Below are 13,202 nucleotides of genomic sequence, written 5' to 3'. Positions count from 1 at the left end.
GCGACCTCAAAGGTTGCGGCCAGCGCCGGGCGGGCTTACAGCGAAATCGGCTTACGTCCGGCAAACGAATGCGCCAGGGTTCCGCCGTCCACCAGCTCCAGCTCCCCACCCAGCGGCACGCCATGGGCGATACGCGAGGTGATCAGGCCTTTGTTGGCCAGCAACTGGGCGATGTAATGAGCCGTGGCTTCGCCTTCAACCGTCGGGTTGGTGGCGAGGATGATCTCGGTAAAACTGCCCTGCTCTTCGATGCGCGCCAGCAGTTGCGGGATACCGATCGCTTCCGGACCGAGGCCATCGAGGGGCGACAGATGTCCCTTGAGCACGAAATAACGGCCACGGTAGCCCGTCTGCTCCACGGCATAGACGTCCATCGGGCCTTCGACCACGCACAGCAAGCTGTCATCACGCCGAGGGTCGGCGCACTGTGGGCAGAGGTCGTCTTCGGTGAGCGTGCGGCACTGGCGACAGTGGCCGACGCCTTCCATGGCCTGGCCCAGGGCCTGGGCCAGGCGCGAGCCGCCACTGCGATCACGTTCGAGCAGTTGCAGGGCCATGCGTTGGGCGGTTTTCTGGCCGACGCCGGGGAGTACCCGCAAGGCATCGATCAGTTGGCGAATCAGGGGGCTGAAGCTCATGGCAAAGGGTCCGACAGAACACGAGACGCGGTTTATAGCCGCGCCTCCAGCCAGCGTCCGGGGATCACGCTGGAACACAATTCCTTGTAGGAGCGAAGCTTGGTCCGGCGTCGTTCCGACGAAGAAGCCCTCGGACCGCTAAAAGCTTCGCGGCGGTGCGGCGTCCCGACAAGCCACGCTCCTACAAGGTAAGGCAACTGGCGCCTTAGAACGGCATCTTGAAGCCCGGCGGCAGCTGCATGCCGGCGGTCATGCCGGACATCTTGTCCTGGCTGTTGCTTTCAATCTTGCGCGTCGCATCGTTGAACGCCGCGGCGATCAGGTCTTCCAGCACTTCCAGGTCTTCGTCCTTCAGGCTCGGGTCGATGCTGACGCGCTTGACGTCATGACGACCGGTCATCACCACGGACACCAGGCCGGCGCCGGATTGACCGGTCACTTCGGCGTTGGCCAGTTCTTCCTGCATCTTGGCCATCTTTTCCTGCATCTGCTGCGCCTGCTTCATCAGGCCGGCCATGCCACCTTTCATCATGGGAATCACCTCAAGAGTTACATGTACAAAGAGATGCAAGGCAAAGGCCTGGCATCGTTCAGTTATTAGCCCTGGACCACCAGGGCATCGACAGGTTCGATTGTATCGCCACGGATCACCGCACCGAACTGTTGCATCATCTGCCGGATAAGCGGGTCGGCATGAATCGACGCCACCGCTTCGTCCTGGCGTTCGTGGCGCCGACGGGAAGCCGCCTGGGCCGGGGTTTCCTGCTCGGGCTTGATCAGCTCGATGGTCAGCTTCAGCGCACGCCCGTGATACTGGTTCAGGGCGTCATTGAGACGGCGTTGCTGCGTGGCGTTGAACAAGGCGCTATGGGCCGGGTCCAGGTGCAGCAACCAGTCGTCACCGCTGACCGCCATCAAGGTGCAGTTGGCCGCGATGCTGCCGGTCATGCCAGAAACCGGCAGTTTCGGGAACAATTCCAGCCACTCCAGCGCAAGGCCGGTGGCCGGGGCCGCCGCGGGTTGCGGCTCGGGCTCCGGGGCCGGATCGGCGGCGTGCTCGCTGGCCAGTTCGTCGAGATAGCTGTAGGCCGAATCGATATCCGGCTCGATATAGTCTTCATCCAGCGGCGGCTCGTCGTCCAGGTCCGGACCCGGCGTCGCGGCCTCCACCTGGGCGGGCGTCGGCTCGGGCAGGGTCGCGGCGACCCACTCGGGCGCATCCGGAACCACGCTGTCCGACGTCGGCAGCGGCATGGCCGCCAGCTCCGGCTGTTCGGCGACGGTTTCCAGCACCGGTTCGACAGCAGGCTCCTGCAGTATTTCCTCGGGCTCGACCGGATCGTTCCACGGCAGATCCACGACCTCCACCGCCGGGACAACGGGCTCGGCCGGTGGCGGCGCGGCCGCCACGACAGGGGTCACCGGCACGGCTTCGACCGGCGCAGCAACGGGCACCGGTTGCGCGGCAATCGGCGCTGCCACTTCGGCAGGCGCAGCCGCTACCACCGGCGTCTCGGCAACAGCAGCGACCACGGGTGCCACAGGTGCGGCTGGCGCGGCAACGGCTGCGCCAGCCACACTCTGTGCGGAATCAACTGTGGCCTGGCTGATCCCCACTGGCTTTAGCGGCGGTCTCGGCGGCGCCGTACTGTCGGCCGGACGGAACGCCAGCATGCGCAGCAGCACCATCTCGAAACCGCCTCGCGGGTCTGGCGCCAGCGGCAGGTCGCGCCGGCCGATCAAACCCATCTGGTAATAAAACTGCACATCTTCGGCCGGCAGGGCCTGGGCCAGCGCCAACACCCGGTCGCGGTCGCCATGGCCATTGTCGACACCCTCCGGCAACGCCTGGGCGATCGCCACGCGGTGCAGCACATTGAGGATTTCCGACAACACGCCGTTCCAGTCCGGCCCCTGTTCGGCCAGATGCCGCACCGCTTCGAGCAGGGCCTTGGCATCACCGTCGATCAACGCCTGCAACACGTCGAAGACCTGGCCATGGTCGAGGGTACCGAGCATCGCCCGCACATCGGCGGCCATGACCTTGCCTTCACCGAAGGCAATGGCCTGGTCGGTCAGGCTCATGGCATCGCGCATCGAACCGTCGGCGGCGCGTCCCAGCAACCACAGGGCATCCTCTTCGAACGGGACGTTCTCGACCCCGAGCACGTGGGTCAAGTGCTCGACCACCCGTTCGGGGGTCATGTTCTTCAGGGAGAATTGCAGGCAGCGCGACAAAATCGTTGCCGGAAGTTTCTGCGGGTCCGTGGTCGCCAGGATGAACTTGACGTAGGGTGGCGGCTCCTCCAGGGTTTTCAACAGCGCGTTGAAGGAATGGCTGGAGAGCATGTGTACTTCGTCGATCAGGTAGACCTTGAAGCGCCCGCGGCTCGGGGCGTACTGCACGTTGTCGAGCAGTTCGCGGGTGTCCTCGACCTTGGTCCGGCTCGCGGCATCGATCTCGATCAGGTCGACGAAGCGCCCCTCGTCGATCTCCCGGCAGACCGAGCAGGTCCCGCAGGGGGTCGAGGTAATGCCGGTCTCGCAGTTCAGGCACTTGGCAATGATCCGCGCGATGGTGGTCTTGCCGACACCGCGGGTACCGGTGAACAGGTAGGCGTGGTGCAGCCGCTGGCTGTCCAGGGCATTGATCAGAGCCTTGAGCACATGGGTCTGGCCGACCATTTCGCGGAACGAGCGCGGACGCCATTTACGTGCAAGAACCTGATAACTCATCGATAACCATCGCGTCGGGGAAGCGGAAGACCGCTAATGCTAGCGGAGCAGGGGTAAAAATGCATCCGGCATGGGATGCTAATCTGGTTAAGCTGCACTTTGTGCATGGATTGGCGGCCTTGTGATGCTCCCGCCGGAGAGTTTGATGCGTGCAGTTTTTTACGCCCTGGCCTTGATGACCGCCCCTGCTTTCGCTGCCCCGGCGCCGTTGCGCTTCTCCGTGGCCGACAGTTGGAGCATGCCGATCATAGAGATCGAGCACGGCCAACCGACCCAAGGTATTTTGTATGACCTGATGACCAGCCTGGCCCACCAGGTCGGCAGCCCGGCCGAGTTTCATGTGCTGGCCCGCGCCCGAGTGCAGAGCGCCATGGAACGCGGTGAAATCGATGTGCGCTGCTATGCCGCGCAATCCTGGCTACCGAACCAGTCCGGCGACTATATCTGGAGCATCCCCTTCCTCACCCAACGCAACCTGCTGGTCAGCAAGGCCAGGCCGCCCAAAGCGATGACCCTGAAAGATCTTGAGCCACAACGACTCGGCACCGTACTGGGCTACTCGTACCCGGCCATACAGGCGCAGTTCGAAAGCGGTCGGTTCATCCGCGACGAGGCGCGCAATGAGCAACAGGTCCTGCAAAAACTTGAGGTCGGCCGCTACGCCTACGCCATCAGCAGCCAATGGGCACTGGACTGGTTCAACCAGACCCGCATGCCGGACCAACAGTTGCACGCGGTGACGGTCGTGCAGGAAGACGCCGTGGGCTGCTTTGTGCGCAACGACCCGGCCCTGCCGGTACAGCGCATCCTCAGGACCTTGCTGCGCATGAAAATGTCCGGGGAAATCGACCGGACCATCCACCTCTATACCGGGCATGACGACCAGAGGGACGCGCTCGACTCAGGTGACACTGCGCCATAAGGCCGGTGGCTCGAACGCCTCGACCCAGGCCGGCACCTCGTCCGCCGACATCGGCCGGGCAATGAAATAGCCCTGCGCCACCTCACAACCCAGGCTCATCAGCAACCGACCGTGCTCGGCGGACTCCAGCCCCTCGGCAATCACTTCCCGGCCAAACGCACGGGCCAGGCCGATCACCGCCGTGGTCAGGGCCAGGTCATCCTGGTCATGGAGAATATCGCGCACGAACGAGCGATCGATCTTGATGGTCTGGCTGGGCAGGCGCTTGAGGTAACTCAGGGACGAGTAACCGGTGCCGAAGTCATCCAGGGAAAAACGCACCCCCAGCGTCTGGCAGTCTTGCAGGCACTGGCTGACCCGCTGGATGTTCTCGATGGCCACCGACTCGATGATCTCCAGATCGAGCATATGCGGCGGCACCTCGGCGTGGCGCATCAGCAAGGCGCGCAGACGCTCGACGAAATCGCCACGCTGGAAATGCCGGGCGGCGATATTGAGGCTGACCGGCCACTCGTGCCCCGCCTGGCGCCAGGCCTGCATCTGCGCCATGACCTGGTCCATGACCCATTCGCCGATATCGATGACCACATCGGTCTGGGCCACCAGCGGCAGGAACGCCTGGGGCTGGAGCAGACCTTCGTGCGGGTGCTGCCAGCGCATCAGCGCCTCGAACCCGACCACGCTGCCGGTGCGCATATTGACCTTGGGCTGATAGACCAGGCGGAACTCACCATTGGCCAGGGCCTGACGCATCAATGCCACGGTCTGGTGAGTGGCCTTGACCTCCTGGTCCAGGGACACGTCGAACAAATGGAAACGATTGCGCCCACCTTGCTTGGCCAGGTACATCGCCTGGTCGGCATGGCGCAACAGGGTATCGGCGTCCTCGTCGTCGGAGGGAAACAGTGTCACGCCGATACTCGCATCCACATGGACGGTCTGGCCGAGTATCGAATAGGGTGCCGAAATGGCGCCGAGCACCCGTTGCAACGCGGCGTTCAGTTCCTCGGCGTCGTGCACATAACGCAGAATCAGCACGAACTCGTCACCCGCCAGCCGCGCCACCACATCCTCCCCGCGCATGATGCCACGCAGGCGCTCCGCCACTTCCACCAGGAGCCGGTCGCCGCTGGCATGCCCGTAGCCATCGTTGACCGCCTTGAAACCATCCAGGTCAAGCATGCAGACCGCCAGCGGAATGGCTTCGCGTCGGGAAAAATCCAGGGCCTGGTTCAGCAGGTCCGACAGAAACGCCCGATTGGGCAGGCCGGTCAGTACATCGTGCCCCACCCGCCACTGCAGGGTATGCAGCAGACGCAGCTTTTCGCTGACATCGAAACGGATCGACACATATTTGCGGACCTGCCCGGTGGCCTCATCCAGCAGCGGCACCATGGTGCTGTCGACCCAATACAGGGAACCGTCCTTGGCGCGGTTGCAGACTTCGCCTTTCCAGACCCGGCCCTGGGCAATGGTGCGCCACATATCGACAAAAAATCCGGACGGGTGGTAGCCGGAGTTCAAGATGCGGTGATTCTGCCCCAGCAGTTCATCACGGCTATAACCGGAAATCACACAGAATGGATCATTGACGTAGGTGATCCGCCCGTTCAGGTCGGTCTCGGAGAAAATGGCGGCGACGTCCACGACCCTGCGATACGTCTCATCCATGAATCAGCTCACCTGGGCGGCTAGAGGTTGTCCCGAATTCGCAGCACAACCGCGCCTGGCGGCATCGCCTGGCCGTACTTCGACGAAGATCAACTAGGATTAAATGAAGGCCATCATTGGCTGGGACAGGTATTTTTGGCTGTCCTGAGACAATGCGTTGTTCAGGGCTTATGACCGTCACGGCATGGGCACCCAAGAAATGCCTGGATTTCCCGTTTCACAAATATTTCACCGGAAACCGGATCACCAAATACCTGTCCTAAATGCTGATTCTACGAATTACATCACATTATGCAATAGAAGGTGATGAACCATGGCGTTGTCTAATGTAAAGATTTATCGTTAAGTTCTTGATTCTAAATGGGAATTGAGCGATGGAAATTTCAAGTTTGGGTACGGCCATCAGGCGCTACCGCAAGGTAGCGGGGCTAACTCAGGCTGAACTCGGAGAGAAAACCGGTTTTGACCCCAAAACCATCAGCCGCTTCGAAACCGGCAGTTACACCCCCAGCGTCGAGGCCTTGTTCCTGTTTGCCGATGTCCTGGGGGTGAAGCTTAAAGCCTTTTTCACAGATCTGGCTGACGAAGACGAGCAGCGTGCCTACCTGTTCGGCGTCATCCACAACGCTCCCCCGAAGGACCTGGGAAAGCTGATCGCGGCGGTCGATCTAGCCTTGTCCAAGCCTTAGTCTCACGCCTGTCTGTTACCAGGATACGCTCGCCAAATGGCTACACACTGCGCTGCCCCACCCCGCTGCTGCGGGGCTGGGCGGACACCGTGGCGGGTTGCCGCCGCCCTTCCAGATTGAGCGCCAGCACACTGCCCAGGACAATCGCGCCGCCGACCATCACCAGCACTGAAACCCCTACCCCCAGGACCAGCGCCGCCAACAGCATCGCCACGGGCGGAATCAGATACAGCGCAATGGACGAACGGCTTACCAGCGAATGGCTCAGCACATAGGCCCAGGCCAGGTAGGCCAGGGCACTGGGGAAAATCCCCAGCAACAGCACCGCGACATTGACCCGCAGCGGCGCCGCCACCACCTCCTGCGCCAGCCCCGGCGCATAGACACAGAGCAACAAGGTCCCGGCCCAGACCATGTAACACACCGTGGTCAGCCCGCTGTAATGCCCGGAATAGTGTTTTTGCAAGGCGAAATAAAGACTCCAGGACAGCGCCGCGAAGAGAATCAGCAAGGCCCGGGGATCGAACGTCCCCACCCCATGATCGCCCCAGACCACCACCAGGGCACCGGCCAATCCCGACAGCACGCCGAGCCAACGGCCGAGTGACACCGACTCCTTCAGCCAGAAAAACGCGATCAAGGTGCTGAACAGCGGCGTGGACTGCGACAGCACACTCCCCGCCCCCGGACTGACCCACTGCTGACCGTAGTTGAGGCTGATGTGATGGAGGAAAATCGCGAAAAAGCTCAGCGCAAACAACCAGGGCAAATCCCTCAGGCGTGGCAGCGCGATCCCCTTCAGCAGCGCGACCAGCGCCATGAACAGCGAGGCAATCAAAAACCGCAACAGCGCCAGGTGCCCGGGGCTGTAGCTTTCCAGGCCGATATGGATTCCCACGGGCGAGTAGGCCCAGCAGAGGATGACGACAGTGGTGGCCAGAGGGACTTTTAAAGCGGACAGGGCTTTCACGAGCGTGCGATATCCAAGATGATCCGAGGTGTGCGCACAGTCTCGAGCGGCCTGTCAGCCAGAACAATTGATCAATATTGAGTCGAGAATTCACCGGGAGTGAATCATGGAACTGGCGCAACTGCGCATGGTGAAAGCGGTCGCCGAAACCGGCAGCATCGCCCAGGCGGCGCAGCGACTGCACTGCGTACCGTCGAACATCACCACGCGGGTCAAGCAGCTGGAAAGCGAACTGGGTACCGACCTGTTTATCCGCGCCGGACGCGGCCTGAGCCTGAGCCCGGCCGGCACGGTATTCCTCGACTACTGCACGAAAATCCTCGGGCTGGTGGACGAAGCCAAGCGCGCCGTCGACGCCAACACCCAACCGTCGGGCCTCCTGCGCATCGGTGCGATCGAGTCCTGCGCCACCGTGCACCTGCCCGCGCTGCTGGCCGAGTATCAGCAGGCCTATCCCGGCGTCAGCCTGGAATTGACCACTGGCAACTGGTCACAACTGCTGGAAGACGTACGGCAACGTCGCCTTGATGGCGCCCTGATCGCCGCCGATATCCAGCACCCGAAAATCGCCAGCAACGCACTTTACCGTGAACAGCTGGTATTGATCAGCGCCGCCGGCAGCGGTCCGATCCAGGAGGCCGCCGACCTGCGCGGCAGGACCCTGATCATGTGGCCCAACGGCTGCCCTTATCGCGCGGCCCTGAAAAACTGGGTGCAGCCCCATGACCCGCAGCCGACCATTGCCAGCTACGCCAGTTGGGCCACCATCATCGGCAGCGTGCATGCCGGTGCCGGCGTATCCCTGGTGCCCGAGGGCATCCTGCAACGTTATGAGCAGTCCGCCAGGCTCGAAACCCACCGCTTCGCTGAACTGGCGCCGGTGGAAAACTGCTTTATCTGGCACAAGGAGACAACTCGCCATCCGGCTCGCGACGCGTTTGCCCGGCTGTTGCAGGAGCGCCTGGAACAGAGGGATCGCTGATCACTCAGCGGTTTTTTCATTGATCTGCGCGACAAGCTTTTCCAGTTGGCGCATCTCGACGACCAGATGGGCAGCGTTTCTCCCGAGAAAACTCCCATGCTCCACCAACAGCAGACCAACGACCTGCGCGCCCTTCATGGCGCTGGTCGCTTCGGCCCAAGCAACTTTCTTCTCGAGCTTCGCGTGAAAACCCTCGCTGTCGGAGGGGCCCAACTTACCGACCACATTGCTCAACTTGCTCATTGAAAAAGGCTGGCTGAGCACTTTGCACTCGATCAGAAGGGCGACCTGCCCGGAGGGGTGCAATGCCAATACATCGATTTCCCCGGGCACTTTCTGGCCACTCTCGTGCTCCAGGCGAGACTCTGTGGCTTGCCAATATCCGGAATCACTGACCCCACCGGCTTTCCAGCCGGCCTTGCGGAGCAATTGCACCGCGGCATTTTCAAAAGGCTGCGAGACATGCACGCGAAAGGACTCATCGTCCACAGGAGCCCCGCCATAGCCCACGTAGCGGAAAACAGAGTGTTCAACAAAACAATTCACGGAGTCGACTATGGTCATGACACTTGTGGCAAATGTCCTGCCATCAATTCGCACGACAGGCCGCTCGACCAACATGTTCGAGGGATAGCTCCTCACTCGGTCCGGGTACCAGGACTCCTGCCAAAAACAGGCTTCGAGAGACTGTTTCGCAAGCACGGGATCATCACCGAAAGCATCGGTGACAATAGGAAGATCCTCAAACAGCACCACGCCGGCCATACGCTTCGACCCGGTCGACTTGATGTGACGCACACAGGCCAGCAACACCAGCCGGGCATTGAGCCCAATCCAGAATGCCGGGTTCTTTCCAGCCAGCGCAAAGACCGTTCCGGCAAACAATTCAATCGTGGTGGAGTCGCGCCCCGACAGGACGAGAGAGACGGCCTGGGAAAACTGCAAGAGGTCCTTCCAGATAACCGCTTTCGAATGTTCAAGCGTTCTCTGGTTTTCACCGTAGGGCGCTGCCATGGCGTTCCAGCGCCCCAACAGCCGCTGGTCAGCCTTGTCTGAAAACTCAAATCCATGGGACCTGAGACTGACCGCTTGAAAGTTGAAAACCTGGCTGCTCTCGTAGATCTCTCTCAATTGCTCCCAGGCAATCACCGCATTGACCAGATTGAGCAACTGGGCGGCGCTTCTATCAACGGCCAACGGTTCCTTGCGATTGGGCCATATGAGCGCGATCGTCGTTTTCAACGAAGAGCCACACCAAGGCACCTTCTTGCGCCAGTTCTTCTGGCCGTAATAGAAATCGTCCACCGCCTCGATCAGTGCGGGAATGGCGAGTCTCGGGTCAACCCGGCGCGCCAGGGCATCCAGATCGTTCCTTGCCCATTCAATCGCCGACTGCCATTGCTCATCGCTCTGCAAGAGCCCCAGGCCTTGGGCGGCCAGGCTGTCCGACGCCCTGGAAAAGCAATGACGGCTCCCCGCGATGCTGGCTTTACGCAGCTTGTCGGCCAACTCGCGAGCCTGCTTGTAGATTCGTGAGGACGCCTGGAATGGATACTGTTCTCGCGCCATTTGCTGCCTCGCAATCCTGGCCAAAAACACGCTGTGTCAATGGCACCAGAGTGTCACAAATCCATCGTCACACCACCCCAAGCCCCCTGAAAGCGACTACACGCCTTCTCTAGCGCGACCTTCGCCCCTTCAGCTATCCTGCCGACCAAATCAATTCAAAATGTAAGGGACTACGATGAAACATCACCTGCGCCAGCTATTGGCCGCAGTGGCGCTCAGCAGCCTCACTTTGCCTGCCCTGGCCGCCAGCTCTCCCGCTCCGGCGCCGACCGCCAGCACCCCGCCCCACCAAACGACTGAACAATGGCTGGCTACCCTCAAGCAGCAGCACGGCACCATTACCCTGCCCAGTGGCATTGCCACGCTGCAACTCAATGACGATTTCTACTACCTGTCGCCGGCCGACACCGAGCGTCTGCTGACTGAAGGCTGGGGCAACCCGCCCGGTCACAAGACCCTGGGCATGATCATTCCCAAGTCGACCAGCCCGCTGGCGGACAATGGCTGGGGCGTGATCGTCAGCTACAAGAACGACGGGCATATTTCCGACGATGACGCGGCCAAGATCGACTACGCCGACCTGCTCAAGCAGATGCAGGCCGATGATGAGGAAAACAACAAGGAGCGTCACAAGCAGGGTTACGCCGGCCTGTCGCTGCTGGGTTGGGCCGAGCCACCGAGCTACGACCAGGGCAGCCACAAGATGTACTGGGCCCGTGAGCTGAAGGCCGACGATGCGCAACAGACCACCCTGAACTACAGCATCCGAGTGCTGGGTCGCGAGGGAGTCCTGGAGCTCAACGCGGTGGCGGCGATGGCCGATTTGCAGACCATCAAGCTGGAAACGCCGAAGATTCTGGCGTTCACCAACTTCACCGACGGCAACCGTTATGCCGACTATGACTCCAAGACTGACAAGCTGGCGCCTTACGGGCTGGCGGCATTGGTGGCGGGCGGTATTGCGGCCAAGGCGGGGTTGTTCGCCAAGATCGGCGTGATGCTGCTGGCGCTGAAGAAATTTATCGTGGTGGGACTGGTGGTGGTTGCCGGGTTCTTCCGCAAGTTGTTCAAGCGTCAGTGATATACCAGCCCTTGTAGGAGCCGGCTTGCTGGCGATAAACGTCAACGATGATGCGGAGCGCCTGACGCTCCGCTCTCTTGCGACAAACATCGCAAACAATCCGGCGCCGACCGGCAGCACCTACAGAAAACACCGAGAGCGTTTCGGCACAATGGTCGAGCGCAACGGCACAACGACCCGTTCAGTCCCTCAATACACTTGTATCTCCTCTCCCTACCAAGACGAGATCAGCATGAAAACCCGATTTCTCCTCACCGCCCTCACCCTCGGCCTGAGCCTCAGCGCCCAGGCCGCCGACTTCACCCTCACCAGCCGCGACATCGCCAACGGCAAGCCGTTGAGCAGCCGCGAGGTGTTCCAGGGCTTTGGCTGCGAAGGCGGCAACACTTCGCCTGAACTGTCCTGGCAAGACGCCCCGGCCGGCACCAAAAGCTTCGCCATCACTGTCTACGATCCTGATGCTCCGACCGGCAGCGGCTGGTGGCACTGGACAGTCGTCAACCTCCCGACTTCCACCCACGAATTGCCCTCTGGCGCAGGCAACCCTGCTGCCAGCCAACTGCCCGCAGGTGCCGTCCAGGGTCGCACCGACTATGGCCAATCAGGCTTCGGCGGCGCTTGCCCGCCGGCCGGCGATAAACCGCATCGCTATCAATTCACCGTCTGGGCCTTGAAGGTCGATAAACTGCCGGTCAATGAACAATCCAGCGGCGCCATGGTAGGTTACATGCTCAACGCCAACGCCCTGGGCAAAGCCACCCTCACCGCCCCCTACGGACGCTAGGAACCATGAACGCCCCCGCCGGCATCCAACATCGCCAAAGCCGTATCGGCGCCAGTGTCATACAGGCGCGCCAGCCCCATGCACTGCAGCGGGTGCCGATTTTCGTCACCACCCTGTGCCGTGTCCGCCAGGGCGAAAAGCTGATGGGCTGGGATGATCGGCAAATGCGCGTGGGTCCACGGCATCTGATCCTGATGCCGGCGGGGTGCGAAGTGGGGATCAGCAACTATCCCGGGGCACAGGGTTACTACATCGCCGATGCAGTGACCTTTCCCACGGAGTTGTTGCGGGCCTTCAGCGTTCGTTACAGCCAGCAGATCAATACTTTCCCCGGACGCGCGGCGACACAGGAGTTGTGCGTACCGCTGGATCGGCATACGACCCAGGCCTGGGAAAACCTGCTGGACTGCATCAACGCCGACTCGCCGGATGCCTTGCGCACCCATTATGCGGAAACGGTGTTGTTGGCGTTGGCCCTGGGCGGTTGGGCCGGCCCGGTGCTACTGGACCGTCGAGATCCGCTGTGTGAGCGCGTGCAGCAGATTGTCATGAGCGATCCGGCACGGGACTGGACCGTTGCCAGTGTCGCCGAGCGCCTGAACCTCGGTGCTTCGACATTGCGCCGGCAGTTGGCGAACGAGGACGATAGCTTCAGCAATATCCTGGAGAACGTCAGGCTGGGGATGGCGTTGCAGTGGTTGCAGGTCACTCCGCGACCCATCGGGGAAATTGCGGCAGCCAGTGGTTATGCTTCGGCTTCACGGTTTGCGGTGCGGTTTCGCAAGCATTATGGGTTGTCGCCGCGGGAGCTGCGGGCGGTGTTGTAACCCAAGACAAAGATAAACCCGCTAAATCTCTTCGTTTATTTCGATTCTATAAAGCGCCTTCTATTCAAAAAATAGAGTTGCAGACATGGCCTCATGCCGTCTTTCTCGCAACATTCTAACCCTGCATCACTAAATCAATAGTGATCGTTGAGCCGAACAGCAATCTCGAAAATAGAAATTCTTCGAAGACCGTTCGTCGCCTCACGAACAGAAGTCATCTTCATTTAGCGTATGAAACAGCCTACAAAAATCTGGCATTTCTTTTCATAAATCTCGTTTTAGCGCTCTCCTCCGAACCGCGCTAAAAAAGAGCGACTCTACCTGCCGTCCGAG

At 61.1% G+C, this 13,202-nt stretch carries 12 protein-coding genes; 6 read left to right on the top strand and 6 right to left on the bottom strand.

The features are described from left to right. Window positions 1-35: 35 nt before the first annotated feature. The 3 genes from recR to dnaX form a co-directional block, all read right to left on the bottom strand. Complete coding sequence (gene recR, locus M5C01_RS03285; RefSeq protein WP_100939148.1) at window positions 36-638, bottom strand: recombination mediator RecR; 603 nt, start codon at window positions 636-638, stop codon at window positions 36-38. Between the two features lie 205 nt (window positions 639-843). Continuing rightward, entirely contained in the window at window positions 844-1,170 is a 327-nt protein-coding gene (locus M5C01_RS03280) for a YbaB/EbfC family nucleoid-associated protein (protein ID WP_100939147.1), read from the bottom strand. A gap of 65 nt (window positions 1,171-1,235) precedes the next feature. Beyond that, window positions 1,236-3,374, bottom strand: coding sequence for a DNA polymerase III subunit gamma/tau (dnaX, locus tag M5C01_RS03275; RefSeq protein ID WP_152737303.1), 2,139 nt, complete (start codon window positions 3,372-3,374; stop codon window positions 1,236-1,238). Window positions 3,375-3,519: 145 nt separating this feature from the next. On the opposite strand from dnaX, the gene M5C01_RS03270 reads away from it, so the two are divergent. Beyond that, window positions 3,520-4,296 carry a transporter substrate-binding domain-containing protein gene (locus M5C01_RS03270; RefSeq protein ID WP_152737302.1) on the top strand — a complete coding sequence of 259 codons (777 nt, stop codon included), beginning with the start codon at window positions 3,520-3,522 and terminating at the stop codon, window positions 4,294-4,296. Here M5C01_RS03270 and M5C01_RS03265 read toward each other — a convergent pair. Next, a complete protein-coding gene (locus tag M5C01_RS03265; RefSeq protein ID WP_103496700.1) occupies window positions 4,276-5,967 on the bottom strand; it encodes a GGDEF and EAL domain-containing protein in 1,692 nt (563 codons plus the stop codon). The two genes, M5C01_RS03270 and M5C01_RS03265, sit on opposite strands and share 21 nt — an antisense overlap. A 374-nt stretch (window positions 5,968-6,341) precedes the next feature. On the opposite strand from M5C01_RS03265, the gene M5C01_RS03260 reads away from it, so the two are divergent. Next, the gene (locus tag M5C01_RS03260; protein ID WP_103496699.1) at window positions 6,342-6,656 is read left to right on the top strand and encodes a helix-turn-helix transcriptional regulator; all 315 of its coding nucleotides are present in this window, start codon (window positions 6,342-6,344) and stop codon (window positions 6,654-6,656) included. 40 nt (window positions 6,657-6,696) lie between these two features. Here the strand turns inward: M5C01_RS03260 and M5C01_RS03255 are convergent, their stop codons facing one another. After that, window positions 6,697-7,626, bottom strand: coding sequence for a DMT family transporter (locus tag M5C01_RS03255; protein ID WP_177102528.1), 930 nt, complete (start codon window positions 7,624-7,626; stop codon window positions 6,697-6,699). A 106-nt stretch (window positions 7,627-7,732) separates the two neighbouring features. On the opposite strand from M5C01_RS03255, the gene M5C01_RS03250 reads away from it, so the two are divergent. Beyond that, window positions 7,733-8,608: a LysR substrate-binding domain-containing protein gene (locus M5C01_RS03250; RefSeq protein ID WP_152737301.1), complete on the top strand. Its 876-nt coding sequence runs from the start codon at window positions 7,733-7,735 to the stop codon at window positions 8,606-8,608. On the opposite strand, the gene M5C01_RS03245 is transcribed toward M5C01_RS03250, so the two are convergent. Next, window positions 8,609-10,177 carry a hypothetical protein gene (locus M5C01_RS03245; RefSeq protein ID WP_152737300.1) on the bottom strand — a complete coding sequence of 523 codons (1,569 nt, stop codon included), beginning with the start codon at window positions 10,175-10,177 and terminating at the stop codon, window positions 8,609-8,611. It lies immediately after the preceding gene. Window positions 10,178-10,352: 175 nt separating this feature from the next. On the opposite strand from M5C01_RS03245, the gene M5C01_RS03240 reads away from it, so the two are divergent. The 3 genes from M5C01_RS03240 to M5C01_RS03230 all read left to right on the top strand — a co-directional run bounded on the left by M5C01_RS03240 (window position 10,353) and on the right by M5C01_RS03230 (window position 12,869). Continuing rightward, window positions 10,353-11,258, top strand: coding sequence for a DUF2167 domain-containing protein (locus M5C01_RS03240; RefSeq protein ID WP_152737299.1), 906 nt, complete (start codon window positions 10,353-10,355; stop codon window positions 11,256-11,258). Window positions 11,259-11,490: 232 nt separating this feature from the next. Continuing rightward, entirely contained in the window at window positions 11,491-12,042 is a 552-nt protein-coding gene (locus M5C01_RS03235) for a kinase inhibitor (RefSeq protein WP_152737298.1), read from the top strand. Between the two features lie 5 nt (window positions 12,043-12,047). Further along, window positions 12,048-12,869, top strand: a complete 822-nt coding sequence (locus tag M5C01_RS03230) for an AraC family transcriptional regulator (RefSeq protein ID WP_152737297.1) — start codon at window positions 12,048-12,050, stop codon at window positions 12,867-12,869. Window positions 12,870-13,202 lie beyond the last annotated feature (333 nt).

Origin of the sequence: Pseudomonas sp. MWU12-2319, from assembly GCF_023242525.1 — a bacterium.
Taxonomy (GTDB): Bacteria; Pseudomonadota; Gammaproteobacteria; order Pseudomonadales; family Pseudomonadaceae; genus Aquipseudomonas; species Aquipseudomonas gingeri_D.
Note: the sequence above shows the minus strand (reverse complement) of the source record. Positions and strands in the feature narration are given on the sequence as shown.